Here is a 25,613-nt window from a genome sequence, read left to right on the forward strand (position 1 = left end):
CGACACGGCACTGTCGGGCCTGTTCGGCCTGGTGCTCGGGCTGCTCATCGCAGGGATCGTGTTCGCAGTGATGAGAGTCGTGAAGGGCAGGGCGCCGGTCGACGCCTCGCATTGAGAGGCCTGAGGAATCGAGCTCTATCTTGCCCGAGGAAAAAACGACACCCTCTGTGTGATCCAGGTCCGCGACCAGGAGTGGGAACAGACGGGTTGCGGCGCCGGACTCGGAGTAGGTATCGAACTCGAAAGCGGCACCCGCATCGAGGCGGGGACCTTCAAGTTCGCCGAGCAACAAGTCGGCGGCGGAGTGCGCGGACAACTCAGCGAGAGCGCCACGGTGATCACCTATTCGTAGGAGATCACCGAATCACACGTTCTTTCTTCGCATGCACTATCCGGGTAGGAAGCGTCCGCTTGACGGTCGTTGAGCGGGCCGCTTCCGCGCGAACCCAGTCGTTCGCCTACTCACTGGTCCGCACTTTCAGAAGGCGGCCCCTGCGCATGGCGCGCCGGCTGGCCGTATGCGGCCCCTGACGGGCGGGTTGGGGTTACCGCGCCTACGGATGCGCCCCGGGTTGGCCGTTCGGCCTTCCGTGGTCAGGGCAGTGCGACGAACGATGCCAGGAAGTCTCGGGCTGACTGAGTGTCGAGCCGGTACGTCTGGTTGGTCGCACGACACCAGCGGTCGGTGCGCACGGTGGTTGAGACTACGAGGTTGCTGTCGACGCCGCCGAGGAAGTGAGGCCCTCCCGAGTCGCCGGCACAGATGCCGCCGTCGCCGGTTGACGGGTTCTGCGACAGCTCGAGTGCGTTCGGCCTTAGCGACTGGAAGCTCTGCAGTGCATAGCGGCGTACACCGTCGCGCCCCTCGTTTGTGTTCGGCCCGCCGGTCTTGTCCGTGCGTACGGAGCCGTAGCCGACCGTGGTGAACGTCTGGCTGCGGAGCTGTCCGCTTGCCTTCAGCTCGTCGAGGAGGCCGGCCGTGGGCAGCTCGGCTGGGGTGATGCCAGGTGAGCTGTCAAGCAGTATGACGGCGATGTCGTGGGTGTCGGCCTGACCCCCCGAACCCCAGAGGGGGTGCTTTATCGCGGTTCCTGTGATGAGGCCGGTGGGCGCGGACGCGTCCTCGTCATACATCGTGGCGAACGAGACCCAATACGGCTGCCCGACCCGTTCGAGGACATCGACGCAGTGAGCCACGGTCAGGAACACGTTTGCGGAGATCAGGGTCCCGGAACAGGTGATGTCGGGTCCCGGGCTGGCAGCATTCCGGTCTATCACGACGACGCCGACGTTCGGGTGCAGTTCGCCGTCGGGGTCGCCGAAGGTGATCGCTGATGCCGGGACAGCGCTCGCGCACACGAGTGCCAAGGCGATTATCGTGATGAATAGTCGACGCATGATGGAGTCTCCTTGGCTTACCGGTGGTTGCCGCGGTCCGATGTGCACCATTAGACACCCGCGTTTTGCTCGAATCCATGGGGGTCCTCGCGGTACCTCTGCGGACAGTGATCACGCGATCCGTGACATTCGTTCCGTAGAGCGTTCTGGCCGGTTGCTCGCAATCGAGCTCGGGCAGCCGACACACGTTGTACGACAGCGTCGAATCGCTCGCGGCTGACAGTTCGACGATTGTCGTGGGCACCGTGTCGGCGCAGTCGACGGAGGGCGATGAGACCATCTCATCCGTGAAGGTCACCAATGCGCCGACGAACCCGCAACTCGGCGCAAACCTCGCAGACCGCCCGGAGCCCGCAGCGGTGGGCGACACCGTCGAAGTGCGACAGGAACTCTCGCCGACGCTCGAGCTCGGCGAGGAGTACTTCCTCTTCTTGACGCCGACGATGCTGCCTGGGGAAGCCGCCACGCAGTACTTCGTTACCGGAGCAGTCGCGGGTCTCTACCTCCGGCACGACGACGAGTTCCGGCGCGTCGTGCCTGGCAGCGGCGATACCCTTCCTGACACAATCAGTGCCACTGGGGCCGCGAGCGGATAGCGGTGGGTCATCGTGCTGGTCTCGGGCGCAGACGGAGTCTGTCGGAGTGACCTAACTAGGTCGGACCTCCTCCGGTCGATGTCGCCGACCGGCCAGTCGATGCTTCGAGCCGGAAGATCAGGAGGGGCCCGACTGACGGCACCACCGCGGCGCGCGGGTCCCGCATGGACGCGTGGCGCTCAACGACCCGAGTTCTCCGACTTCACGAAGCGGCGGAGGGCGTCGACTTTGGGAAGATTCACCCAGTACTGCGAGCCGCCGTCTGCGTCCGCGGCGCCAGCCACGAGGAAGGCGGAGGGGGAGAGCTGGTCTAGCAGAGGTGCCAGGAGTTGCGCCCGAGCCGCCGAGACGTAGCCGAGTTTCCGTCCCTGCCTACCAATGACGGCGATCGCCGCGGAGTCGTGCTCATTGCCGGGCTCCCTGACGAGAAACAATTCAGGGGAGATGAGCTTGCTGCGCTCGTCGTAGGCAACATAGTTTGCGACGCCTTGCACTCTCATGCGGGTTGATTCCAGCCCCCGAAGGTCGAGGGAGCTGCCGATCTTGGCAGTTTGCGGGCGCTGGCCCGGCGGCTTAGCTGTGCGCGTTGAACCGGTGATGCGGGGCTCGTACGCTTCGCTGGGCCTCGCGGGGCGCGCGCTGCCCGCGCTCCGGCGGGCGTCCGGCGGAGTGGAGGCGGCGAGTCCGAGGGCGGTTCCACCCGCCTCCAGAACCGAGCGCCAGACTTGCCTGGCTTCCTTGGCGCGGCGCATCGTTCCGGGCATGTCGAGCAACGACTTGACACCCCTCACGATGGACACAGGATCCAGGTCCCCCATGACGCGGTCGATATTGAGGTCGTTGAGCGCAGCCTGCCCCTCGCCCCGGTCTCCTTGGAACACAACGATGCGACGCTTGCCCGCGAAGTCGACCCTCATGGCCTGAGCTGCGAGTGACTGGCTTCCGAAAAGCGGCGGCGCGTCGCCGAGACAGGCGACGTCGGATAGGGGGACGGCCCAGGTATCCCTGTCGCCGTCCTCCACGAAGACGACGGACAACTGCCCATCGTCGCCCACGAGCGCCAGCTCGCCCACGATCTGCAAGAGCCGAATGCCCCACATTGCGCTCTGTCGGTCCTTAAAGAGTTCGACACGACTGGACAACAGAAGTTCGTGACCACTCATTTGCGCTCACCCCCTTACCACTCGCTTCATGTGGGAGAGCGATACAAACCGTTGGAGATACGTCACGGCCAGCCGGTCCGTTCCGGCTCGCTATCGGCTGCTCACCGCCCTCAAACCGGTCTTTCAACGGGACAGGACTGGTTCGGTGGTGAACAGGGGCGAGCGTCAGCGCGATTCGCGTCAGCCACTGACGCCATGGCGGGGCCAGAAGTCCGGACGTGGTTCGATCTGCTCGACGACGTCCACGTACAGGCCGTTGGGATCGAGCAGGCCGAAGCGTCGTTGCCCCCATGTGCGTCCAGCCAGGCGTCTTCACTCGCCATCGTGCTGGGAATCCGAATGCCCGCGAGCTGATTCCGCTTCAGCCGCCCCGACGCTGCCGCATTCGCCATCCAGATGAGGAGGATGCCCGCGCCAACCATCACGACGAACAAGACGGCCCTCGCTATCCACTCGTTCTCCACAGCTCCGACGCTATCTCGCTACCGATCAGCCGTGGATGCATAAGCCAGGTTGCGCGATTGGCTTGCGCCCCCAAGCCGGTCGTTGAGCGCGCCGGCCGTCACCGTGTAGCTGTCGGGATGCCACACCGGTGCGGCAGGATGACGAAGTGACCTCCTACGCGCGTCCGTCGATTGCCGCGCCGGAGTTTCGCGACTCAAACGGCGAGGTAATCGACTACGGACACCGATGGGACGGGTCGCCTCCGGAGAACACCTACTCGGTCGACACGCACCCGGAGCGGTTCGCACCGCTTCACGCTGTCGCCGATGCCCTTGTCGCGCACCTGCGTGACACCTACGACGTCGACATCAACGAGGGCGCGGAGGTGGCAGCGGATCTGCTGCACCCCAGCTATCACGACGTGGTGCGCGCCATCCGGATACGCCCGAATGATCCGGCGTGCGCGTCCCTGACACTGGTCTTCACCGCCTACCCCGGCATCTACATGCATGCGGGGCTGCTCAATGACTTCCACTATCCGGTCTGTGGTTGCGACGCCTGCGACTCGAACTGGGGGGGCGAAGCCGACGACCTCGAGCGACAAGTGCTCGCAGTCGTCGCTGGGCGCTACCGCGAGACCATTGAGCTCCGCGAACCCGACCCCTGGATCGGGTACGCATTCACGTACCCGGACGGCGCGCGCTCAGGCGGATCCCGCGAGCAAGGTATGTCACCCGAGCGTCTCAGAGCGGCGAAGTCGATCCTCGGGAGACTCTCCGCAGAGTGGTCACCGTGGCCACGAGTCGATCCATCCTCTTGATCAACACGACCTAGGACGCGTCTGACAAAGAGCTGACCCTCCGCCACCGTCCGTAAGCCGGTCCCTCATCGGTCATGCCCGGCGATCGGCCTCGACCGGGCGCGGCCTACAGCCAGCGTGCGAGGCTCTCGCCATGAGGCGGCTGCTGGTCACGGTTGGGATGGGGACGATCGCCGTTGCCCTCGTCGCGTGTTCACACTCCGAGCCCACCCCAGCGGGCCAACGGGGTCACAGTGATGGCGGCCGCGAGCGAGTCAACCGCAGGCATGGCTGCCCTGATCGTCGGAACGCTGACGATCACCGATACCGGATGCTTCGCCGTCACCGACGGTGAGACGACGTTTCCGCTGCAGTTCCCTACGGGACTCGACTCAGCACAAAACGGCGAGACCGTGACCGTGCCGGGACCGCCGCCACTGCGGCGCCGCTCGGTTCATGACTGCGCGAATTCCAGTGAGTCGACTATCGGCGGAAGTTGCGCCCGGAAGTGGTCGGCGGTGCGCTGTTTAAGCGATCGAACGAATCCGGAGAGAAGCGCGGCCGATCGGCGGCGAGGGGGACCGTCACGCATCGATCAAGATCCTCGCCCGCCCGTACATTGAGGTTGTTTACTCCGTCGGCGCGAGTGACGGCCACAACGTGGCGACGATGTCTTCTGTGTAACCCTCCGGCGCGAAGTTGGTCCAGTGCGTGGCGACCCAGCCGTTATCCCGGAAGTAGTGCGTCTCTCCCACGGTTGCGTAGAGTTCCCCGTCGACGAAGAGATCTTCCCAGGTGCGGCAGATCGTACCCTCGGCGTGCGGCTTGCATGTCATCCCGGACTCGAAGGCGGCCTGCTCGACTGATGTCGTTTGAGCCGCATCTACGATGGTGACGTTGGTCGAGAGTCCGTACTCGGAGGGCCCGCCCCACGTGCACCGGAGGCTCGGGGCCACATCGAGCACCTCCCGGCCGGCCGCCAGCTCCGTGGACGGCGTGGTGTGCCCGGGATCGTTGAGCGGAGGCGCCGTGGCTGTCAGATGGGCGAACATCGCGTCGGAGTAGATGTCCTCGCACGCTCCCGGAAGCACCAGCGCGGTCGCCTCATCCTCAGAAAGGGGGGCCGGCGAGGAGAGGGCCGCGCTCGACGGAGGAGGGCTGGATGTGGTCGGCGGGGTGCTGACGGAAGCCCCGGGCGGCGGCGTCGCGCAGGCGGCGAGCGCCGCGACGACGAGCGCCACGCCTGCGAAGGCGGACGCGGTGCGAACCGCGTGCCGGTCGATGGTTGCCACGGATCCTCCAGAAGCTCGAGGGAGGTCCGCGTAGGCCTCGAAGGCGCTCGCTTGCGCGGCGTCCGCGTTGACCCGGCTGGCGGGGGACGCCCCGCCTACCTTCCCGTGTCTCTCGAATGGTCCGGCGAAGGCGGACGGGATGTCGATCGACCGTCTGATGATTTCGTTGTTTGCGCTCATGTTAAGTAGTGTCCGGATCGGGCCGATACGTTCACGATGCATCGTGCCACCGACTGCGGACGCCCACGAGGGTCCATCACGAGACGCATGCGATCGTGGGCTGTGGCCCCATGGCCACCCCCGACTTCGCCTCGAGCTCCGCCGTCACGTCGACACCGCTCCGTCCCCCTGGCGGGCGTCACGCCGTCCGGGCTCGGTCGTCTCATGGCGCGGCAGCCCGCAAGCGGATCCTCTTGCGGGCTTTGCACGAAAGCGGAGCCGCTGGCGCGCGATCGGCGGGATCATTGTCCGCGATCGGCTGACCTTTGGGACCGGAAACCAACGCTCAACGATGGATCCGCTTACGCGCTGTGAACGAAATAGGAGCGTCCGCCGCGTGTCTGCCTGCCGGCGATCTCGAGTTGATGAAGCATCCCACGGGCGCACGTTCGCAGCCGGCCAAGCGCGCGAGCCTGATGAGGGACTCCCTGGTGCACGCAACGTCGTGGGTCGGACCCACACTTGCCCACTTCGGCCAACGAATTCGACACGAGTGCGGCGCTGGTTGTGAAACGCCCCCAGACCGGCAGGGAGCGACATCCTTCACTCGAACCCGGCCGCGGACTAGCGTGGATTCGTGTCCGCTCCTGCGACTGACGCCCGCACTGCTCACGCCGTCGGCGTGCGGCGGCTGCTCGAGAGCTATCGGGCGCTGCCGACGGGTGCGCAGGTCCGGCTCGCCAAGCGCACCTCGAACCTGTTCCGCACACGTTCGAGGACGGCTGCCCGAGGCATCGACCCGTCAGGGCTGACCGGCGTCATCCACGTCGATCCCGCGAGGCGGACGGCAGACGTGGCGGGCATGTGCACCTACGAGGATCTTGTGGCCACGACGCTGCGTCACGGGCTGGCACCCCTTGTGGTGCCGCAACTGAAGACGATCACGCTCGGTGGTGCGGTGACCGGCCTCGGCATCGAGTCGACGTCGTTCCGCAACGGGCTACCGCACGAATCGGTGCTCGAAATGGACATCCTCACGGGCGCAGGGGAGGTGGTCACCGCATCGCCCGGCGAGCACGCCGACCTGTATCGTGCTTTCCCCAATTCATACGGCACTCTCGGCTACGCGGTCCGACTGCGGATCGAGCTCGAGACCGTCGAACCGTTCGTGGCGCTCACGCACCTGCGCTTTCATGCGATCGAAGATCTGATCGCAGCGATGGACCGCATCGTCACGACGCATCGGCTGGACGACCTGCCTGTGGACTACCTCGACGGCGTCGTGTTCAGCGCCGACGAAAGCTACTTGTGCGTCGGCACCCAGACGTCTGCGCCGGGCCCGGTCGGCGACTACACCGGCCGACGGATCTACTACCGGTCAATCCAGCACGGCAACCTCGCGAAGGCGGACCGACTCACCATCCACGACTACCTGTGGCGATGGGACACCGACTGGTTCTGGTGCTCGGTGGCGTTCGGGGCGCAGCATCCTCTCGTCCGTCGCTTGTGGCCGCGACGCCACTTGCGCAGCGCCGCGTACGGCAGGCTCATGAGGGTGGAACGCCGATTCGATATCGGCGATCGCCTCGAGAAGCTGCGCGGCCGCCCCGCACGTGAGCGTGTGATCCAGGACATAGAGGTGCCGATCGCACGGTGCGTGGAGTTCGTCGAATGGTTCCTCGGGAACGTGCCGATCGCGCCGATGTGGCTCTGTCCCCTGCGATTGCGCGGTGGTGACGCCTGGCCGCTGTACCCGCTGCATCCACGCGAGACGTACGTCAACGTCGGATTCTGGTCGACCGTGCCGATTGGGGCGACAGAAGGCGAGACGAACCGGCTCATCGAGCGCAAAGTGAGCGAGCTGGACGGGCACAAGTCGCTGTACTCCGATGCCTACTACACGCGAGACGATTTCGACAGGCTCTACGGCGGGGCCGAGTATCGGTCGGTGAAGACGCGGTACGACCCCGACGCGCGGCTGCTGGAGCTCTACCAGAAGGCTGTGCAACGACGATGACCACACCTAAGGACAGGACGGATGCCGCGGCTCGTGACGACGCCGCAAACACGGCCGAGGCGGGGTCCGGAAAGCTCACCCTGGCGGAGGTGCTCGAGATCTTCGCCGGAGGTCGGCTGCCGTTGCGTTTCACCGCGTACGACGGCAGTTCGGCCGGGCCCGAGAACGCGCCCTTCGGACTGGATCTGAAGACGCCCCGCGGCACGACCTACCTCGTCACCGGGTTCGGAGATCTTGGGCTCGCTCGCGCGTACATCACCGGCGATCTGGGCATCGAGGGGGTGCACCCGGGCGACCCGTACGAGCTGCTCAAAGCGCTCACCGCGAGCCTCGAGTTCACGCGGCCTCCGGCGCGGCTCATGGCCCAGATCGTGCGCTCGATCGGCTTCGAACATCTGCGCCCGATTGCACCGCCCCCGCAGGAGGTGCCCCCACGCTGGCGGCGGGTCGCGGGAGGCCTGCGGCACAGCAAGACCCGCGATGCCGAGGCCATCCACCATCACTACGACGTCTCGAACACCTTCTACGAATGGGTGCTCGGCTCGTCGATGACCTACACCTGTGCGTGCTATCCGCGCCTCGACGCCTCGCTCGAGGAGGCACAGGAGAACAAGTACCGGCTCGTGTTCGAGAAACTGCGGCTGAAGCCCGGCGACCGGCTGCTCGACGTCGGCTGCGGCTGGGGCGGCATGGTGCGCTACGCCGCTCGTCGGGGCGTCCAAGCCGTCGGCGTGACGCTGTCGCGCGAGCAGACCTCGTGGGCGCAACGCGCGATCGCCGAAGAGGGACTCGCAGAGCGTGCCGAGGTGCGCTATGGCGACTACCGCGACATTGCCGAGACGGGGTTCGACGCAGTTTCGTCGATCGGGCTGCTCGAGCACATCGGGGTGCGCAACTACGCGTCGTACTTCCGCTTCCTGCGCTCGCGGCTACGGCCGGGAGGCCTGCTGCTCAACCACTGCATCACCCGCAGTGACAACAAGGCCGAGCCGGCCGCGCAGGGGTTCATCGACCGCTACGTCTTTCCGGACGGCGAGTTGACCGGTTCCGGTCGCATCATCACCGAGGCACAGGATGCCGGGCTCGAAGTGCTGCACGAGGAGAACCTGCGCCCTCACTACGCACTGACGCTCCGTGACTGGTGCGCCAATCTCGTCGAGCACTGGGACGAAGCAGTCACCGAGATCGGACTGCCTGCCGCAAAGGTGTGGGGCCTCTACATGGCCGGATCACGGCTCGCCTTCGAATCGGGCGGGATCGAGCTGCACCACGTTCTGGCCGTCAACTCGCGGGGGAACAGCGACGATGCCGACCTTCCGCTGCGGCCGTGGTGGACGCCATAGCGGCGCGGCCGGAGTCGCTGCGGTTCTCCCCTCCACTCCGCCACGCTCCGTGCGGCGATAATGCGACCCTGCTCTTCCCTCGCCCACCCTTCGAACCTCCGGTACTCCACGATCACGGCCCGGAGCCCGACGGCCGCGCCCGTAGGCCTGGCGCGCCGTGAGCGGTGGGTTGTGCACGGGTGCACCCGCGTGCCTTTGAGGATCCGAATCGGGCGGCGAGCGTGAGCGGGACCCTCTGCGCACGCGCGGGTCTTGCGGCATTGCGCAATGTCTGCGGAATGGCAGTAAGGGCGGTCAGCGGCGTGAGGTGGCGCAGTCCTTGCATCTCGAAGGGTTCGAGATCACTCGTGCACACCTGACGGATCCGGTTGGTCGCCGCCCTTCGCCGCCTTCGAGGCTGGCGAGCCGCATCGCGTCTCACCGCTACGTCAGCTGTGTCGATCTCCAACTGAGGCACTTGGTAGTCCTTCTCGATCAACTCGTCCCACGTCCGCACGACGAGCATCGCGTCGTACAGGACCTCGTTGCCGTCCATGTGAATGACGTACGACGGCGAAACGATGTAGAGCACGTCAGCGTCGACGTCCCACTGAGTTGTCATGGCCGTTCCCTCCTCCGACGGCGACAGGGTAGCGGAGCGTTGACGACTCCGTTCCTGTCGGTCGCTCTTTGCAGACGCCGCTATCCGCTGCGCTGCGCGCTCCGCTTATCAACCGCTCACTCCGGCACTACGTCGTCCCCGCCCCGCGAGATCAGCCGATTGTCGGAGCGAGGCCGAAGCCCTGAGGTGGGCGCGTGCTCGAGTGCTTCGTCGTAAAGGGCATTGAGGGTTCGGAAGAGGTGTCGGGCGATGTAGCGCTTGATGCATCGTCAGATCTCGGATCGAGTACGACCTTCGGCGAGCCTCTTCTCGAGGTAAGCCTTCGTCCCCGGGTGGCGACTGATGCGTGTGATCGCGATGACGTGCAGCGCCTTGTTCAGGCGCCGGTCTCCGCCGCGGTTGAGGCGATGCCGGGTCGTGTTGCCGCTGGATGCGGGGATCGGGTTCACGCCGGCGAGTGCCGCGAACGCGGTGTCGCTTCGGACTCTGCCCGTGTGGGGCCAGGCGGTTGAGAACGACCGCGGCGGCCGAGTGCCCGTTTCCTCACCGCTCGATCAGCAGGTCGTCGGGGCGGGCGACGTGCTTGGGGTGAACTCCAGCCGCACACTGTCGGTCTTGGTCAGGACTATGGCTGTTCCGTTCGTGGAGGACCAAGCTCTGGGAAGGAGAAGGAGCTGGCCGCCTTCCTGGGTGATGAGTGCAAGCCCGTCGTAGCGGTAGCCGAAGGCGGACTCCACCCCCGGGCACACTGATTCGGTTACGCCAGGCTCGTGCAGATTGAGGCTCTGTTCGGAATAGAGGACCACACTGGGCCAGGTGTCGAGTTGGTCTTCAACTTGGTTGGCGCGTTCCTTGCCGACGCGTGCGGACCAGTCTCCCGCGGCCCAGAACAGTCCAACGCTGACGAGCATGATGACCGCCGTCCATTCCGCCACCACCCAGGAGGCGGAGGCGCGGGGGCGGTCCGTGGAAGCGCGCTCGGCTAGTCGGCGCATTGCGCGGATCGCCCCCGTGAGCAGGAGGACGCCGAACACGAGCGCGAGGCCACCGACTGCAGGGGTGTCGACGAAGTCGAGCGGTTTCAGGAAGGCGAAGCCGGCCAGCACAACGCACCCGATGCCGAGGACGGAGAAGACGGGAACCACCACCAGCGTGATCCAGTGGATGGCTCGCTCTCCGATTCCGGGCGCGATGAACTGGAACAGCCAGGTGAGGGCGAGTATCGCGAGCGCCGCGACGCAGAACGGGAAGATCAGGCCGTCGGCGCTGCGAATGATGTAGTCCTCAGGGGACAGGTTGAAGACGGTGTAGTCGACACCGAAGGTGCTGAAGAACCAGTATGCGTGGATCAGGCCGAAGTAGTACATCAGCGCGGTGATGAGCGTCAGCGGCGTGATGATGGCGGCGACGGACTTCACGACCTGCCACGGCCCCGGCCCCGTCGTCGGCTTGTTCACCGTGGTGGACTCGCTTGGTGCGGTGGGCGCGTCCGGTGCTGGCGCGGCGCCCTGAGGGGTGTTGGCGGCTGGCGGCCGGCGTCGGGTGCGACGGATCACGGCGTTAGGGAGTGCTGCCGGGCGTGGGAATTTCCTCGGTCGGAGCGGGCTCGGGAGCTGGCTCCTCGTCCGGCGGTGCCGCCGGCACGTCTTCACAGCGGACGTTGACGAGAACTGTGAGTGTGCCACCGCGGGGCACATCGACATGGGAGTAAGGCGGGACTTCATCGGGAACGGTCCCGACTACGTGCGAGATCCTGTCACAACGTTGGCCTGCGACGAGTTCCAGACTCTCGCCGACCTTCGCCACACTGATGCACTGCCCGCCACCGCACGCCTTATCGATCTCTTCGTAGAGCTCCTGCACGCGTTCGCCGAAGATGCCGCCCATGAGCGCATCGATTGGGAGGGGAATGCGCAACGGGCTTCCAACCGCCGAGGAGTCGTCAGAATCGTCCGACTCGTCAGCTCCATCGACGGTCGAGGCATCGTCGGCCGACTCCTCGTCGGCTGACTCCTCGTCGGTCGACTCATCCGCGGAGGCTGATGCCGTCGGCGTGGCAGACGCGGTGGGCGTCGCTGACGTCGTGACGCTCGGCGACGGGGAGCGTGTAGCTGCGGAGTCGACACCGCCCGCACAACCCACAAGCAGCGTCCCCAGCAAAAGAAGCAGAACCCCGCGCAAGCGGACTCGGTCGGCAGCCATCGTGCACCTCCTCCACAAGAGGATTTAGCGACGCCGACGTCGCAGCGCATCGCTGCATCCGATGTGATGTCTTCGGTCTACTCCTCCCTGGCTCCCCGCAACAGTGCCCTCACTCGCAAAGATGCCGATGCGTCCGGCGGGGCGAGTTCGTCTCGCGACCCTTGGCCTCAAGCAGTCAAGGAGCCCGCCGGGCGGCCAGCGGGCCGTCCTCGGCCATGCGAAGCAACTATCCATACGCACACTGCGGGGCACAGCTCCCCGATCTTCTCCTGCACTTCCTTCGCCGCAGGGCCGCTATCTCAGCGGCGACTTAGCGCGGTCGCGGGCGATCGCTCGGCGGTTGCCAATTCCTCGGCGTTGCTTGGCTGCCGGGAGGTGGGTCGCCGAGCGCACTAGTAAGGGTGGGGAATGTCGAGCGGGAATAGGTTGCCGGACCTTGGCACGTCTCGCACTGGAATTCGTCGATCGCTTCGACCGCTTCGGCGCCCTCTATGGCGGCGTTCGCGCGCGGCCGTTGTCAGCCGGGCTGCGGTGGTTAGTGCGAGGGGATCGCGGGCGGGATGGCCCTCATGGCGGCTGACACGTCCGGGTCTTCGTCGTCCCGGAGCAGCGCGATGACGTTGTCGGGAAGGTCGCGTTCGGCAGCGAGATACCAGCGTTGCAGGGGGCGTCCCTGAGAGAGCAATCCGTCGTGCGAGCTCCGGGTCTCGTGGTAGTCCCTCCGCGGACGTGTCCTTGCGTTCCATGGTCAACTGCATCGCCACGGCGACGAACTGGTCGTGTTGACGAGCGACTGTGGCGTTGAGCGAGACGACAACCTCCTCACCGGCCCAGATGGTCCAGTGGGGATCCCTCTGCGTGCGTCATCGACTGTTCTCTTTGCGGGGTTGTTTAGGGCGGCGGGAGTCGGACGGCGGCCTGGATGCCGAGGTCGCAGGCCCGATTGCCGATCTCGCTGCGTGGCGGCGTGTGGAGGCACGGGACCAATGGTCACTCGCGTCGATGGCAGAGGCTGTGGCCGACCGAGGGACCTAGCACTCGTCCACGACGCTGGCAACCCCACCTTGATTTCATGCTCGCTCACGGCTGGCGCGCATACGATTGCGCGACCGCACGACGAAGGGAGACGAGAATGACCGACATCCAGGGAAACTCCGAAGCCACCCAGGCGGCGCGAGACGCCGCCGAGCGAGTGCGCACATCGGCCGCCGACGGCGCAGAATCGTTCGGCGCCACGGCGGAGCAGATCGCTGACGAGGTCTCGGCCGGCGCGGAAGCCGCGAAGAGCGATGTCACAGGAACCGTGAGCGACATCGCAGACAAGGTAAGCGAGAAGGTCGGCGACGTCGTCGATGGAGCCAAAAGCGCTGCATCCGAAGCGAGGGCCGCTGCCGGAAAGGCCGCGGATGCCGCCGTCGATGCCGCGAAGGCCGCAACCACGAGTATCAAGAATGTCGCCGACGACGTCGATTTCGACGGCCTAGTCGCCCACACCAAGACGGTCGCGGGGGAATGGACTGACAAGCTGAAGCAGACCTATCGCGAGCGGCCCGGCGTCGTGATCGCCGTAGCCGCGGGGGCTGTGTTTGTGCTGGGCGCGATCGCGCGCTCGATCAGTCGTCGCTGACACTGACGCTTGCCTGTATCCAAGCCCCGGAGGCGTGGAGGCAGTGCATTGAGCGCATCACGCCCGCTCAGCAATGACTGTGAGTGCTCTAGACCCATCCCGAACTGGGGCCGCGATGGCTCAGCGCCATTCGAACGTGCCACCGAGAAGAAGACCAACACCGAGGTACACGGCGAGGAATAGCAATGAGATTGCTGCACCCCACCCGAGCCACCGGTAGTCGTCCCAGGATCTCGGTCTGACCTGCGCCCACCGTTCACGGCGCTGGCGCTTCCGGCGGCCCGCAGCGCGAGAGTCATCGCCGCGACGGAGGCTCATTCGACAAGTATGCGATAGCGGCCGGCCGCAAGTCGGTAGGTCAGCGCGCATCGGCGGTGTACCGCCGGCGCGTCTGGCTCGACTGAGACGCGCTTCACGCGGAACACGAGGGGCTGGCTAGACGAGAGCCGGGATCCAAGCAACGTGCAGGTACGACAATCCAGCGATGGTTATCAGGGCTACGGATCCGACGATGACGATCCGCCGCCTCGCCCGGGGCAGGCGGGCCGCGGCGACGGTGAGCCCGACAGCCACGAGAAATAGGACGATCGTCGGCGCAATCGCTGCTTGAATACGATCGCTCGTGAAGCAGTTGCGGGGTGCAGGCAGGATCAGGGCGCATACGTCAGGGCCGAGCGGAACGGCAAACAACCACACGACGCCAGCGCCCAGCAGGGCGACGACTCCTTTGAGTAGCAGAGGAGACAACGTTCGGTGTTGCGTGCCAGGGGTTGCAGAAAGACCCACGTCATCTCGATCGTTCACCGCACCCGCCAACCACGTCGTCATCACTCCACTAGAGGTGTCCGTCTCCAACCAATCGTCTCAGTATGTCCGTCGCTCGGAGACGGGTCCTTCAGCGATCGGTTCAGAGTTAGGGCCAGAGTTGCTGAGATTGCCGAGATAGGTCGGCGATGCCGCTGATGTCGACACGGGCTCGGCCTTCGGTGATATTCAGTGCTGGCCACCGGATGATGAGGTCCAAGTATTGAGCAGGGGGCAATCGCCAGAGCCAAAGGCCTGGCGCAGACTGCAGGCTAGCCGGACCACCACTGCCTCCGAGCCGAGTCAGCGAGAGGGACCACCCACTCGGTTCCGCGTCGACAGCTCTGCGCGCATGCGCGAGGGCGTCTGTCATGACTTCGGCGCCGCCATCTACAGATACGGCAATGGCCAGGGCTTGAGCACGTTCTGAATCGCTCAGCAGCCAGCCGGGTCTGCTGAAGAAGGCCTCGCGGATTCGCTCCCACTCTTGGTCGTCTTCGTCGCGTCGACGGGGCATGCATTTCGAGCTGCAGTTCAAGACCGTTGCTGTATGCCCGCGCGCCGACAAAGGCGATCGCAACGCTGGGAGTGGATGCGAGGATCTCGACGGTCGGCAGGATTGCGGGAGCTTCATCGAGCGGAGGTTCTCGCCACGGACGCGCAGGTTGCAGTTCTCTGTTTGGGCGAGGCACGGACTCAGCCGACCACAAGTCTCACCCAGCCGGCAACCCGGTGAGGGCCCGTCAGACTCGACGCGGCTCAGTCAATTGGTTCATACGACCTGCGAGCGTCTGTCGGGGTACCGGTTCGTCCGGAAGCCGGTCGCGCGCCGCGCCGTCCGCCGGTGCTCCCCGGTGTGGCACCCGCGACCGGCTCGACGCACGTTTACCCCGCCCGGTGATCTTGCACGCTCGGGGCGATAAACGTCCGGGCAAAGGGTAGTGCGGTGTGCGGCGGCTGTTTCGATGACCCGCGTGATGGGCGGGAGACCGCCGACACGGCCGCCCGGCTGGGCTACAGCGTGCCGGCGGCATCCCATTCGCGTCGCAGGTATCGCGGCGCCTGCACACGCCACGCCTCCGTCACCAGCTCGGCGAGGTGCTCGCCATCGATCCCCGCCATGCGGAATGCGACCTTCGGCTCACCCCAGGGCGTCGTGGCGCCCAGGAACACATCGGGCGCCATCTCTCGGAGGGCGAGCGCGTCGATCGGATCGGCGATCTTCACGCCCACCACGAGCTCGGCCGCGATGATCGCACGCGCGTCGGGTGGGGTACTCGGCCACGGATGGCACTCCCACGCGTAGAGCTTGCCGCGCACGAACCATGCGGCCCCGCCCGTGGTCGCCCGTTCCTCGCTGCCGGGGAGCCCGTTCGCGGTGCGGCGCAGATCGTCGAGGGTGGCCACGCACCTACCCTAGGCATCGCCTCGGACACGGCATGCCCTGCGCCACCGGCATCGTCCACCGGCATCAGCGATGGCGACGCCGACTCTCTGTCGGCAGATGCGCGCGCGAACTAGGGTGGTCGCGTGAAGCGGATCTGGCCGTATCTCGTGCCCGGCGTGTTGCTGACCGCGGTGGGGGCGGTCTGGACCCTGCAGGGCTTTGACGTGCTGGGCGGGTCCGTGATGAGCGGCTCGGCCTTGTGGGCGACGATCGGCCCGATCGTGCTGCTGGTCGGTCTGGGCCTCATCGGCGTCGCGATCGTCATCGCCCGGCGCCGCCGCGAAGCGAAATGATCGGCGACGGCGCACGCACCCGCTCAGGGTGTCACACCCGCTCGAGCACCATCGCCATTCCCTGACCGCCGCCGACGCACATTGTCTCGAGGCCGTAGCGGCCTCCGGTCGTCGCGAGGCCGTTGATCAGGGTCGACGTGATGCGCGCGCCGGTCATGCCGAAGGGATGGCCGACGGCGATCGCGCCCCCATGCACGTTCAGGCGCTCGGGGTCGATGCCCAGTTCGCGCGCCGACGGGATCACCTGCGCAGCGAACGCCTCGTTGATCTCGACGAGGTCCATGTCGTCGATCGAGAGACCGGCGAGCGCAAGGGCGCGGTGGGATGCCTCGACCGGGCCGAGTCCCATCACCTCGGGCGAGAGTCCCGAGACGCCGGTCGAGACGATGCGCGCGAGGGGCTCAAGGCCCAACTCCGACACGACCCGGTCCGACACGACCACGACCGCCGCCGCACCGTCGTTGAGCGGGCAGCAGTTTCCTGCGGTGACGGTGCCGTCGGGCCGGAACACGGGATCGAGCCCGGCGAGCGCCTCGACGGTGACGCCCGCCCGCGGGCCGTCGTCCGCGGCTACCACGGTGCCGTCGGCGAGCGTCACCGGCGTGATGTCACGCGCCCAGAAGCCCGAGGCGATCGCCGCCTCCGCCCGCTGCTGCGAGCGCGCGGCGAACTCGTCCTGCTCCTCGCGGGTCACGCCTCGCAGCTGTGCGACGTTCTCGGCCGTCTGCCCCATCGCGATGTAGGGGTCGGGCAGCGCACCGTCGGCGCGCGGGTCGGGCCACGGCTCGGCGCCGGCCGCCGACCTCGCGGCGGTGCGCTCGAGCGACGGCGCGAACGCCGGGTTGACGGCATCCGGAAGATCAGACGCCCCCGCGCCGTACCGCGACACCGACTCGACGCCGGCCGACACGAACACGTCGCCCTCGCCCGCTTTGATCGCGTGGAACGCCATGCGCGTCGTCTGCAGCGACGACGAGCAGTAGCGGTTGACGGTCGCGCCGGGGACGGCATCCCATCCGAGCAGCACCGCCACGATGCGTGCGAGATTGAAGCCCTGCTCACCGGCCGGCTGCCCGCAGCCGAGCAGCAGGTCGTCGATGCGCGCCGGATCCAGCCCGGGTACCTTCTCGAGCGCCGCGCCGACCATGCGCGCCGCGAGGTCGTCGGGTCGCACGTCGACGAGCGATCCCTTGCGCGCGCGCCCGATCGGCGAGCGCGCGGTGGCCACGATGTAGGCCTCGGTCATGGTTCTCCTTCATGCGAGATGCCGCGCCGCAGCGTGGCGAGGGCGATGCGGGGTACGGATGCCGCGGCTCAGACGAACGCGGCGATGCCGGTGATGGCGCGACCCACGATGAGGGAGTTCATGTCGTAGGTGCCCTCGAAGGTGTAGACCGCCTCGGCGTCGGCGAAGTAGCGGGCGATGCCGTAGCCGGCTGGGATGCCGAGCTGCTCCTGGCCGCCGAGCTGCACGCCGTTGCCGCCGCAGATCTCGCGGCACAGGGCGACGGTCTCGCGGACGCGGGCGCTGACGAACGCCTTGGCCATGGCGGAGTGGTGGTCCTTCTGCTCGCCGTCGTCTTGCAGCTGCGATACCCGCACGCACATGCCGATGCCGGCGGTGATGTTGGCGAGGGCGTCGGCGAGCTTCTGCTGCACGAGCTGGAACGAGGCGATCGGCTTGCCGAACTGCACGCGCGCCTTCGCATAGGCGACGGCGCACTCGTAGGCGCCGACGGCGACGCCGAGCGCCTGCCACGCCACCTGCGCACGCGTGATCCTCAGAACGGCTGCGAGGTCGCGGAAGCCGTCGATGCGCTGCAGCCGGTCGCGCTCGGGCACGGCGACGTCGGTCAGCACGATGTCGGCGTTCTCGACGGTGCGCAGCGACTGCTTGCGCTCGATCTTGGTCGCCTCGAAGCCCACCGAGGGCGTGCGCACCAGGAATCCCTTGACCTGGTCGTCGGCGACGTCGCGCGCCCAGATGACCACGACATCGGCGAACGCGGCGTTGCCGATCCACCGCTTCGCGCCGTTGAGTACCCACTCGTCGCTGCCGTCCGGGCCGACCCGCCGCTCGGCCGTCGTCTCGAGCCCCTTCGCCGTGTCGGAGCCGTGCCCTGGCTCGGTGAGCCCGAAGCACGCGATCTGCTCACCGCGGGCGAGCACCGGCAGCCACTCGGCGCGCTGCTCGTCGGAACCGCCGACGGCGATCGAGGTCATCGCCAGCCCGCTGTGCACACCGATGAAGGTCGCGGTCGACGGATCGGCGCGCGAGATCTCCATCGCCACCCAGCCGCGGAACACGTTGCTGTTCTCGAACGTGCGGGTCTCGGGGAAGGCGTTGCCGTACAGTCCGAGCTCCGCGATCCGGGGCACGAGGTGCCGGGGGCTCTCGGCGCGGTCCCAGTGGTCGTCGGCGAAGGGCCGCACCTCGGTCTCGAGGAACGCGCGGATCTCGCGCAGCGCTTGCTGCTCGACATCCGTGAGCAGCGTCTGGAACGCGTAGAAGTCGGCGTCGAGCACGTCGGCGAGGTCGCCCTCGGCGGATTCGTCGGCCTGCGGCTCGGTCAAGGTGAACGTCATCGTCTCTCCTTCGTCGGTACGGGTCGAGTATGCATCATTTCTCAGAACGTTGCACAACACTCTCAGAAACGTTGCAGTCCACGGCGGTCGGACGGGTAGAGTTCGGGCATGACCCCGACCGCGCCGACGAGCTCTCCTGCACGCACCGCGCCCGTCACGATCGCCCCCACGATTGCGCCTGTCGCGATTGCCCCAGTCACGATTGCGACAGTGGGGACGGATGCCGCGCCCTCGTGGCTGTCGGAACGCCTGGCGAGCGGTGCCCACCCCGACGCGCGGCGGGCGTTCGAGGCGGCGCGCGACACGCTCATCGCGGGACGCCGCATCGACATGACGGCTCTCGCCGCAGGCCTCGGCGTCGACCGCACCTCGCTGTTCCGCTGGGTCGGAAACCGCGACGCGCTGCTGAGCGAGGTGCTCTGGTCGCTCGCGATCCCGACGCTGGTGCAGGCCGAGCACGCCAACGCCGCGCGCAGCGGCGGCGACCGGATCGCCGGCATCCTCACGCACTTCGTCGACGACCTCATCACCGCCGAGTACTTCCGCTCTTTCCTGCGCCGCGAGCCCGCCCGCGCGCTGCGGCTCCTCACGACGAAGGAGAGTCCGATCCAGCGCCGCTACGTCGCGACGGCGGACTGGCTCGTGCGCCGCGATCTCGGCGACGCTCCGCTCGGCGGCGCGATCGCGCCCGCCGATCTCGCGTACATCCTGGTGCGCCTCTCGGAATCGTTCACCTACGCCGACCTCATCTCGGGCGACACCCCGAGTGCCGACCGCGCACGGGTCGCGTTCCGCCTGACCCTGCGGGTGGACGAGTGAGCGCGCCCGCCTACCCGGTGCGGGAGCCCTTCGCGACCCGCTGGAACGACAACGACCAGTACGGGCACCTCAACAACACCGTCTACTACGCCGCGATGGACACCGCGGTGAACGCCTTCATGATCCGCGAGGGCGGCCTCGAGCCCGTCGGCGGCGACGCGATCGCACTGTGTGCGGCGTCATCGTGCGAGTTCCACGCGGCCGCGGGCTTCCCCGAGCCGCTCGAGGTCGGCATCGGCATCGAACGCCTCGGCACGACGAGCGTCACCTGGGCGCTCGGCATCCTTCGCGCCGGTGAAGAGCAGCCGATCGCCACGGGGCGCTTCGTGCACGTCTTCGTGGATGCCGCGACCCGGCGCCCGACGCCGGTGCCGGCATCCATCCGCGCAGCGATCGAAGGCCGGCTGCTCATCGCGCGGCGTTGAGCGGGCGGAACGCACCACCCTCGACGCCGGGTGCGGGGCGTTTCGGCTCTGCGTTTCGACTCGCAAGCTCGCTCAACGACCACGTTCCTCGCTCGCTCAACGACCGGGCCAGGACTCTTCGGATGATCGTGCGCTAACAAACCGACCATCCGGTATGCTGTGCATCAGAGCTCCGAGGACGGGGCGGAGAGAGGGTCGACGATGACCGAGGTTCCCGGGCTGGATGTCGCGGGGCTGGCCGCGTGGTTGACCGAGACGCACCCCGAGCTCGTCGACGGGCCGATGGAGGCATCCGTCATCGCCGGCGGCCGGAGCAACCTCACGTACGCCGTCGACGGAACGCGGACGCCTCTCATCGTGCGCCGCCCGCCCCTCGGGCACGTCCTTTCGAGCGCGCACGACATGCGGCGCGAGCACCGGGTGATCTCCGCCCTCGCCGGCACCGCCGTGCCGGTGCCGCGCACCGTCGACGTCGTCGACGACACCGCGGCGGGCCGTGTCACCGGCACCGTGTTCTTCGTCATGGAGCGCTCCCCCGGGATCGTGCTCGCCCGCCCGTCGCAGAACTCCGCCTACACCGCGGCGGGTCTGCGCAGCCTCAGCATCGACCTGGTGCGGTGCCTCGCCGACCTGCACGCCGTCGCCCCCGCGGACGTGGGACTCGCCGATTTCGGCCGCCCCGACGGCTACCTGGCCCGGCAGCTGTCGACCTGGCGCCGTCAGCTCGAGGCGTCCCGCTCGCGCGACACCCCCGCGCTCGACGCCCTCCAGGATTCCCTGGCCGACGGGATGCCGCATTCCTCGCGCACCGGCATCGTCCACGGCGACTTCCGACTCGACAACGCGCTCGTCGTCGGCGACGCCGACGAGCCGCGCATCTCGGCGATCCTCGACTGGGAGATGGCGACGCTCGGCGACCCCTTCGTCGACCTCGGCATCTTCGCGCTCTACTGGGACATCGCCGACCTCCCGGGAGGATCCGCCGGAGCGGTTCCGAGCGCCGTCGACCTCGCCGCCGGCTACCCGACGTTCGACGAGCTCGTCGAGGTCTACGCGCAGCGCGCCGGGATCGGCATCCCGGATCTGCACTGGTACCGCGCCTTCGCGGCGTACAAGCTCGCCGTGATCCTCGAGGGGATCCACTACCGCTATCAGGCCGGCGACACCGTCGGCGAAGGCTTCGACCGGATGGGCGCGCTCGTCGAGCCGCTCGCACAGAAGGGACTGGAGGTGCGCTGATGGACTTCGCGCCCGACGAACGAACGCTCGAACTCACGGAGCGCGCACGCGCGTTCCTCGACGAGCACGTGCTGCCTGCCGAACCGGTGCTCGACGGGCAGCTGGCCGCCACCCCCGAGGACTGGACCGTGCGTCCGGTGGTGCGTGAACTCCAGGCCGCGGCCCGCGCACAGGGGCTGTGGAACCTCTTCCTTCCCGGCGGGCGGGACGGCGAGCACGGCGGCGAGAACGGCGGGGCGGGGCTGACCAACCTGCAGTACGCGCCCGTCGCCGAGGTCACCGGGTGGAGCCCGCGCCTGGCACCGGCCGCGTTCAACTGCGCCGCGCCCGACACCGGCAATATGGAGGTGCTGAACGACTTCGGCTCGCCGGCGCAGAAGGAGCGCTGGCTCGAGCCGCTGCTCGACGCCCGCATCCGCTCGGCGTTCTGCATGACCGAGCCCGAGGTCGCGTCGTCCGACGCGACGAACATCGGCACCCGGATCCGCCGCGACGGCGACCACTACATCGTCACCGGCCGCAAGTGGTGGTCGACCGGCGCGATGAACCCCGATGCGGCGATCTTCATCGTCATGGGGAAGTCGGATCCGGATGCCGCACGCCACCGTCAGCAGTCCATGATCCTGGTGCCGCGCGACACCGCGGGGGTGCGCATCGTGCGCCCGCTGAGCGTGTTCGGCTATGACGACCGCGACCACGGCGGTCACGCCGAGATCGCCTTCGAGGACGTGCGGGTCCCCGCGGAGAACCTCATCGCCGGCGAGGGCGACGGGTTCGCGATCGCTCAGGCCCGGCTCGGCCCCGGACGCATCCACCATTGCATGCGCGCGCTCGGCATGGGCGAGCGGGCCCTTGCGCTCATGATCGAGCGCGCATCGGCGCGGCACGCGTTCGGGCGCACGCTCGCCGAACAGGGCGTGGTGCGCGAGTGGATCGCCGAGGCCCGCATCCAGCTCGAGGCGCTGCGGCTGCTCGTGCTCAAGACCGCGTGGCTCATGGACACCGTGGGCAACAAGCACGCGATGACCGAGATCCAGGCGATCAAGATCGCGGTGCCTCGCGCGGTGCAGCAGATCATCGACCGCGCCATCCAGCTGCACGGCGGCGCGGGCGTCTCATCCGACACCCCGCTCGCCGAGCTCTATGCCGGCGTGCGGTCGCTGCGCATCGCCGACGGTCCCGACGAGGTGCACCTCGCCGGTCTCGGTCGCGCGCAATTGCGCGGCTGACACCCACCGATCACACGGCTCGAGCGTCGAAGGAGACGATCATGACCACCCACCGCCCCGACCCCGCCATCGACGGGCCCGGCTTCGCGACGCTGTCGGTCGCGAGCATCCTCGCCGAGTCCGCCGTCCGCCACGCGGATCGCACGGCGTTCCACTTCGCCGGCACGACGACGACCTACCGGGAACTCTGGGATCAGACCCGCGCGTACGCCGGCGCGCTGCGTGCGCGCGGCATCGGCCGGGGCGACCGCGTCGCGATGCTCGTGCCCAACGTGCCCGATTTCGCCCGCGTCTACTATGCCGCCCTGTCGCTCGGCGCGATCGTGGTGCCGGTGCATCTGCTCTTCAAGGCCGATGAGATCGCCTTCGTGCTGCGCGACTCCGGCGCCGACGTGCTGGTCGCCGCTGCGCCGCTGTTGGGCGAGGCCGTGCCCGCGGCCACGGCGGCTGGGGTGCCCCTGGTGACCGTGCTGCTGCCCGCCGACGCGGGTGTCGACCTGCCGCGCCTCGAAGCCGAGGCCGCGACGGCCACGCCGATCGTCCACCACGAGGCGGTCTCGCCGCTGGATGCCGCCACCATCCTGTACACGAGCGGCACCACCGGCACTCCCAAGGGCGCCGTCGGCTCGCACCTCTCCATCGTCGAGCAGGTGCACACCACGCTCATCGACGCCTTCGACCTGGGCCCCGACGACGTCGTGTTCGGCGGGCTGCCGCTCTTCCACACCTTCGGGCAGACCGCCGTGATGAACATCGCGCTGCGGGTCGGGGCATCCGTCATCCTCCTCCCCCGGTTCGACGCCGACGAGGCGCTCGCCCTCACCACCGCGCTCGGTGCGACGGCGTTCACCGCCGTGCCGACGATGTACGTCGGAATGCTCGAGGCCGCGCGGCGCTCGCCCGCCCGGCCGCCGCTGCGCTACGCCGTCTCGGGCGGCGCGGCCCTGCCGGTGGCGGTGCTCGAGGGCTTCCGCGACGCGTTCGGCGCCGACGTGCACGAGGGGTACGGGCTCACCGAGACCGCCCCGACGGTGTCGTCGAATCCGCTGCATCAGCCGATCCGGCCCGGAACCGTCGGCCGCGCCCTGTGGGGCGTCGATGTCGCGGTCGCCGACCCCGAGACCGACGACGCCGTCGTGCTGCTCGACGAGCCGGAGGCGCTCGGCGAGATCGTCGTGCGCGGCCACAACCTGTTCAAGGGCTACCTCGGACGAGAGGATGCCTCGGCCGCCGCCGTCGTCGACGGCTGGTTCCGCACCGGCGACCTCGGCACGTACACCGATGGAATCCTCACGATCGTGGACCGCAAGAAGGACATGATCGTGCGGTCCGGCTACAACGTCTACCCGACCGAGGTCGAGGCGGTGCTGGCCCGGCATCCGGGGGTCGCCCTGGCGGCGGTGTTCGGCGTCGCCGACGACGTGCGCGGGCAGGAGGTGCACGCCGCAGTAGTCCCGCACGACGGCGTCGACCTGGACCCGGCCGAGGTCGTGGCGTTCGTGCGCGACCGCATCGCCGCGTACAAGTACCCCCGCGTCGTCCACGTCGTGCCAGCGCTGCCGCTGGGCTCCAGCGGCAAGGTGCTGAAGCGCGAGCTGGTCGCCCAGTTCTCACCCGTGCGCTGACCATCGCCGCAGACGCCTCAGGCCCGGACCCCGCAGGGTCCGGGCCTGATGCCTGAGCGGGGGGTCTCAGGAGCCGGGCACGCCCTCGCCCGACAGCTCCACGGGGGACGGATCGACCGTGGTCACGGTTCCGCCGTCGACGGCGTAGGTCGGGCCGACGTAGTCCTGCACGCCCTGGTCGACGGTCGTGATGCCGGCGCCGAGGTAGGCCGCATGGCTGTCCTCGCCGAACGACAGGGGAAGGATGCCGTTGCCGGCGAGGTCGCCGGAGCTGACGGCGTCGATCAGCGACTGGCGCGTCGGGTTCTCGCCCGCCGCTTCCAGCGCCTCGGCGAACAGGTACGCGACGCTCATGCCGTAGACGGTGTTGCCGTCGAACGGCGCGCCGTCGTTGTACTCGTCGTTGATCTGCCGGAAGAGCGCCACCCACTCCGAGTCGCCGCCCGCGGCGGGCAGGTAGTTCGTGCCCACGAGGCCCTGCAGCAGCTTGGGTCCGACATCGGCACCGAGGTATTCGACGAGCGTCTCGTAGCTCGCGCCCGATGACGACGAGAACCACATCGGGAACCATCCCAGCTGCGCGGCGGTGCCGAGCGCCAGCGCCGTGAAGCCGTTGATGGTCGCGAGGATGTTGATCTCGCACCCGGCCGCCTTGAGCGCGCCGATCTGCGCCGCGACGTCCTGGTTGGAGACCGAGTACCGCTCGACCTGCGCCAGTCCGTCGGCGCCGAGGGCGAGTTCGGCGCCCTCGATCATCTCGTCGCCGAAGTCGTCGTCCTGCCCGAGCAGGCACACGACCTTGTCGGGATACTCGTCGGCCGCATACTGCGCGAGCGCGGCGCCCTCGACGACGTAATCGGCGTTGAACCCGAACGTGTAGGGGTACTTCTCGGGCTGGTTCCAGCTGGTCGAGCCCGACGCGACGAACAGGTCGGGCACCTCGTTCTGGTTCAGGTAGTCGAGCACCGCGGTGTGGGTCGGCGTGCCGAGGCCGTTCAGGATCGCGAACACCTCGTCCTCCTGCACGAGTTCGCGCACGACTGTCTGCGTGTTCGCCGGGTTGTAGCCGTCGTCCTTGACGATGTACTCGATCTCGCGGCCGTGCACGCCGCCGTTCTCGTTCAGATAGGCGAAGTAGGCCGTGGCGGCGGCCGAGATCGACGAGTATCCCGCCGCGGCGGGGCCGGTCAGGGGCGTGTGCGTGCCGATCGTCACGGTGTCGTCGGTGATGCCCGGGACGTCTTCGTCGGGGCTGCCCGTGGCGGCGGGCGTGCTGCAGCCGGCGAGCGCGACGAGGAGGGCGGATGCGCCGACCAGAGCCGCGACGCGGCGCGCGGTGGAGTGCTGTGACATGGTCACCTCTTTCTGTGTGGTGTGGGTGGTGCGGAGGAGAGGACGGGTTCCGGATGCCCCGGCGCGGCGCCGTCCGCCGGGCTCGCGGCATCGTCGGCCGGGCCCGCGGCGTCTTCGGCCGGGGCCTCGGCCTCCCGGAATCGCGAAAGGGC

The 25,613-nt window shown here is 68.0% G+C and carries 23 protein-coding genes and 1 pseudogene; 12 read left to right on the forward strand and 12 right to left on the reverse strand.

Features of this window, described 5'->3' with window-relative positions; translation table 11 throughout:
• Nucleotides 1-169 precede the first annotated feature (169 nt).
• On the forward strand, nucleotides 170-352 hold the full coding sequence (locus B2K11_RS19930) for a hypothetical protein (protein ID WP_163620840.1): 183 nt from the start codon (nucleotides 170-172) through the stop codon (nucleotides 350-352).
• A 242-nt stretch (nucleotides 353-594) separates the two neighbouring features.
• On the opposite strand, the gene B2K11_RS19935 is transcribed toward B2K11_RS19930, so the two are convergent.
• Entirely contained in the window at nucleotides 595-1,449 is an 855-nt protein-coding gene (locus B2K11_RS19935; RefSeq protein ID WP_204260211.1) for a trypsin-like serine protease, read from the reverse strand.
• A 137-nt stretch (nucleotides 1,450-1,586) separates the two neighbouring features.
• Between B2K11_RS19935 and B2K11_RS19940 the strand changes: the two genes are divergently transcribed.
• Nucleotides 1,587-1,994 carry a hypothetical protein gene (locus tag B2K11_RS19940; protein ID WP_163620841.1) on the forward strand — a complete coding sequence of 136 codons (408 nt, stop codon included), beginning with the start codon at nucleotides 1,587-1,589 and terminating at the stop codon, nucleotides 1,992-1,994.
• A 179-nt stretch (nucleotides 1,995-2,173) separates the two neighbouring features.
• Here the strand turns inward: B2K11_RS19940 and B2K11_RS19945 are convergent, their stop codons facing one another.
• Nucleotides 2,174-3,157 (reverse strand): HIRAN domain-containing protein, encoded by a 984-nt coding sequence (locus tag B2K11_RS19945; RefSeq protein ID WP_163620842.1) that lies wholly within the window; start codon nucleotides 3,155-3,157, stop codon nucleotides 2,174-2,176.
• A 610-nt stretch (nucleotides 3,158-3,767) separates the two neighbouring features.
• Between B2K11_RS19945 and B2K11_RS19950 the strand changes: the two genes are divergently transcribed.
• A complete protein-coding gene (locus B2K11_RS19950) occupies nucleotides 3,768-4,421 on the forward strand; it encodes a DUF6226 family protein (protein ID WP_239526290.1) in 654 nt (217 codons plus the stop codon).
• Between the two features lie 608 nt (nucleotides 4,422-5,029).
• On the opposite strand, the gene B2K11_RS19955 is transcribed toward B2K11_RS19950, so the two are convergent.
• Nucleotides 5,030-5,872 carry a hypothetical protein gene (locus tag B2K11_RS19955; RefSeq protein WP_163620844.1) on the reverse strand — a complete coding sequence of 281 codons (843 nt, stop codon included), beginning with the start codon at nucleotides 5,870-5,872 and terminating at the stop codon, nucleotides 5,030-5,032.
• Nucleotides 5,873-6,488: 616 nt separating this feature from the next.
• On the opposite strand from B2K11_RS19955, the gene B2K11_RS19960 reads away from it, so the two are divergent.
• A complete protein-coding gene (locus B2K11_RS19960) occupies nucleotides 6,489-7,868 on the forward strand; it encodes an FAD-binding oxidoreductase (protein WP_163620845.1) in 1,380 nt (459 codons plus the stop codon).
• The gene (locus tag B2K11_RS19965; RefSeq protein ID WP_163620846.1) at nucleotides 7,865-9,211 is read left to right on the forward strand and encodes a class I SAM-dependent methyltransferase; all 1,347 of its coding nucleotides are present in this window, start codon (nucleotides 7,865-7,867) and stop codon (nucleotides 9,209-9,211) included. The genes B2K11_RS19960 and B2K11_RS19965 overlap by 4 nt, the downstream gene beginning before the upstream one ends.
• A 112-nt stretch (nucleotides 9,212-9,323) precedes the next feature.
• Here the strand turns inward: B2K11_RS19965 and B2K11_RS19970 are convergent, their stop codons facing one another.
• The 4 genes and pseudogenes from B2K11_RS19970 to B2K11_RS19985 all read right to left on the reverse strand — a co-directional run bounded on the left by B2K11_RS19970 (nucleotide 9,324) and on the right by B2K11_RS19985 (nucleotide 12,014).
• Nucleotides 9,324-9,812: a hypothetical protein gene (locus B2K11_RS19970; RefSeq protein ID WP_163620847.1), complete on the reverse strand. Its 489-nt coding sequence runs from the start codon at nucleotides 9,810-9,812 to the stop codon at nucleotides 9,324-9,326.
• Between the two features lie 272 nt (nucleotides 9,813-10,084).
• A pseudogene (locus B2K11_RS19975) lies at nucleotides 10,085-10,318 on the reverse strand (transposase); the annotation flags it as partial.
• 48 nt (nucleotides 10,319-10,366) lie between these two features.
• Nucleotides 10,367-11,368, reverse strand: a complete 1,002-nt coding sequence (locus tag B2K11_RS19980; protein ID WP_163620848.1) for a hypothetical protein — start codon at nucleotides 11,366-11,368, stop codon at nucleotides 10,367-10,369.
• A 4-nt stretch (nucleotides 11,369-11,372) separates the two neighbouring features.
• A complete protein-coding gene (locus tag B2K11_RS19985) occupies nucleotides 11,373-12,014 on the reverse strand; it encodes a hypothetical protein (protein ID WP_163620849.1) in 642 nt (213 codons plus the stop codon).
• Nucleotides 12,015-13,146: 1,132 nt separating this feature from the next.
• Between B2K11_RS19985 and B2K11_RS19990 the strand changes: the two genes are divergently transcribed.
• On the forward strand, nucleotides 13,147-13,641 hold the full coding sequence (locus B2K11_RS19990) for a hypothetical protein (RefSeq protein ID WP_163620850.1): 495 nt from the start codon (nucleotides 13,147-13,149) through the stop codon (nucleotides 13,639-13,641).
• Between the two features lie 435 nt (nucleotides 13,642-14,076).
• On the opposite strand, the gene B2K11_RS19995 is transcribed toward B2K11_RS19990, so the two are convergent.
• Both B2K11_RS19995 and B2K11_RS20000 read right to left on the reverse strand, forming a co-directional pair.
• The gene (locus B2K11_RS19995) at nucleotides 14,077-14,469 is read right to left on the reverse strand and encodes a hypothetical protein (RefSeq protein WP_163620851.1); all 393 of its coding nucleotides are present in this window, start codon (nucleotides 14,467-14,469) and stop codon (nucleotides 14,077-14,079) included.
• Nucleotides 14,470-15,459: 990 nt separating this feature from the next.
• Nucleotides 15,460-15,852 (reverse strand): MmcQ/YjbR family DNA-binding protein, encoded by a 393-nt coding sequence (locus B2K11_RS20000; protein ID WP_163620852.1) that lies wholly within the window; start codon nucleotides 15,850-15,852, stop codon nucleotides 15,460-15,462.
• Between the two features lie 123 nt (nucleotides 15,853-15,975).
• Between B2K11_RS20000 and B2K11_RS20005 the strand changes: the two genes are divergently transcribed.
• The gene (locus tag B2K11_RS20005) at nucleotides 15,976-16,185 is read left to right on the forward strand and encodes a hypothetical protein (protein WP_345770795.1); all 210 of its coding nucleotides are present in this window, start codon (nucleotides 15,976-15,978) and stop codon (nucleotides 16,183-16,185) included.
• A 31-nt stretch (nucleotides 16,186-16,216) separates the two neighbouring features.
• Here B2K11_RS20005 and B2K11_RS20010 read toward each other — a convergent pair whose 3' ends face one another.
• Nucleotides 16,217-17,431, reverse strand: a complete 1,215-nt coding sequence (locus B2K11_RS20010) for an acetyl-CoA C-acetyltransferase (RefSeq protein WP_163620853.1) — start codon at nucleotides 17,429-17,431, stop codon at nucleotides 16,217-16,219.
• Nucleotides 17,432-17,499: 68 nt separating this feature from the next.
• Nucleotides 17,500-18,771: an acyl-CoA dehydrogenase family protein gene (locus B2K11_RS20015; protein WP_204260212.1), complete on the reverse strand. Its 1,272-nt coding sequence runs from the start codon at nucleotides 18,769-18,771 to the stop codon at nucleotides 17,500-17,502.
• A gap of 108 nt (nucleotides 18,772-18,879) precedes the next feature.
• On the opposite strand from B2K11_RS20015, the gene B2K11_RS20020 reads away from it, so the two are divergent.
• From B2K11_RS20020 to B2K11_RS20040, 5 genes are all read left to right on the forward strand, one after another.
• Complete coding sequence (locus B2K11_RS20020; RefSeq protein WP_163620854.1) at nucleotides 18,880-19,590, forward strand: QsdR family transcriptional regulator; 711 nt, start codon at nucleotides 18,880-18,882, stop codon at nucleotides 19,588-19,590.
• Nucleotides 19,587-20,015: a thioesterase family protein gene (locus tag B2K11_RS20025; RefSeq protein ID WP_163620855.1), complete on the forward strand. Its 429-nt coding sequence runs from the start codon at nucleotides 19,587-19,589 to the stop codon at nucleotides 20,013-20,015. The genes B2K11_RS20020 and B2K11_RS20025 overlap by 4 nt, the downstream gene beginning before the upstream one ends.
• Before the next feature lie 201 nt (nucleotides 20,016-20,216).
• Entirely contained in the window at nucleotides 20,217-21,254 is a 1,038-nt protein-coding gene (locus B2K11_RS20030; protein ID WP_163620856.1) for a phosphotransferase family protein, read from the forward strand.
• Nucleotides 21,254-22,483 carry an acyl-CoA dehydrogenase family protein gene (locus tag B2K11_RS20035; RefSeq protein ID WP_163620857.1) on the forward strand — a complete coding sequence of 410 codons (1,230 nt, stop codon included), beginning with the start codon at nucleotides 21,254-21,256 and terminating at the stop codon, nucleotides 22,481-22,483. The genes B2K11_RS20030 and B2K11_RS20035 overlap by 1 nt, the downstream gene beginning before the upstream one ends.
• 41 nt (nucleotides 22,484-22,524) lie before the next feature.
• Nucleotides 22,525-24,108 (forward strand): AMP-binding protein, encoded by a 1,584-nt coding sequence (locus B2K11_RS20040; RefSeq protein WP_163620858.1) that lies wholly within the window; start codon nucleotides 22,525-22,527, stop codon nucleotides 24,106-24,108.
• Between the two features lie 66 nt (nucleotides 24,109-24,174).
• Here B2K11_RS20040 and B2K11_RS20045 read toward each other — a convergent pair whose 3' ends face one another.
• On the reverse strand, nucleotides 24,175-25,461 hold the full coding sequence (locus tag B2K11_RS20045; protein WP_163620859.1) for an ABC transporter substrate-binding protein: 1,287 nt from the start codon (nucleotides 25,459-25,461) through the stop codon (nucleotides 24,175-24,177).
• Nucleotides 25,462-25,613 lie beyond the last annotated feature (152 nt).

The organism is Microbacterium sp. B35-30 (genome assembly GCF_010634855.1).
Taxonomy (GTDB): domain Bacteria; phylum Actinomycetota; class Actinomycetes; order Actinomycetales; family Microbacteriaceae; genus Microbacterium.

Coding starts and splice junctions, on each gene's coding strand:
- B2K11_RS19935 (WP_204260211.1), bottom strand. CDS start 1,449: ATGGTGCACATCGGACCGCGGCAACCACCGGTAAGCCAAGGAGACTCC.
- B2K11_RS19945 (WP_163620842.1), bottom strand. CDS start 3,157: ATGAGTGGTCACGAACTTCTGTTGTCCAGTCGTGTCGAACTCTTTAAG.
- B2K11_RS19955 (WP_163620844.1), bottom strand. CDS start 5,872: ATGAGCGCAAACAACGAAATCATCAGACGGTCGATCGACATCCCGTCC.
- B2K11_RS19965 (WP_163620846.1), top strand. CDS start 7,865: ATGACCACACCTAAGGACAGGACGGATGCCGCGGCTCGTGACGACGCC.
- B2K11_RS19970 (WP_163620847.1), bottom strand. CDS start 9,812: ATGACAACTCAGTGGGACGTCGACGCTGACGTGCTCTACATCGTTTCG.
- B2K11_RS19985 (WP_163620849.1), bottom strand. CDS start 12,014: ATGGCTGCCGACCGAGTCCGCTTGCGCGGGGTTCTGCTTCTTTTGCTG.
- B2K11_RS19990 (WP_163620850.1), top strand. CDS start 13,147: ATGACCGACATCCAGGGAAACTCCGAAGCCACCCAGGCGGCGCGAGAC.
- B2K11_RS19995 (WP_163620851.1), bottom strand. CDS start 14,469: ATGACGACGTGGTTGGCGGGTGCGGTGAACGATCGAGATGACGTGGGT.
- B2K11_RS20010 (WP_163620853.1), bottom strand. CDS start 17,431: ATGACCGAGGCCTACATCGTGGCCACCGCGCGCTCGCCGATCGGGCGC.
- B2K11_RS20015 (WP_204260212.1), bottom strand. CDS start 18,771: ATGACGTTCACCTTGACCGAGCCGCAGGCCGACGAATCCGCCGAGGGC.
- B2K11_RS20020 (WP_163620854.1), top strand. CDS start 18,880: ATGACCCCGACCGCGCCGACGAGCTCTCCTGCACGCACCGCGCCCGTC.
- B2K11_RS20030 (WP_163620856.1), top strand. CDS start 20,217: ATGACCGAGGTTCCCGGGCTGGATGTCGCGGGGCTGGCCGCGTGGTTG.
- B2K11_RS20035 (WP_163620857.1), top strand. CDS start 21,254: ATGGACTTCGCGCCCGACGAACGAACGCTCGAACTCACGGAGCGCGCA.
- B2K11_RS20040 (WP_163620858.1), top strand. CDS start 22,525: ATGACCACCCACCGCCCCGACCCCGCCATCGACGGGCCCGGCTTCGCG.
- B2K11_RS20045 (WP_163620859.1), bottom strand. CDS start 25,461: ATGTCACAGCACTCCACCGCGCGCCGCGTCGCGGCTCTGGTCGGCGCA.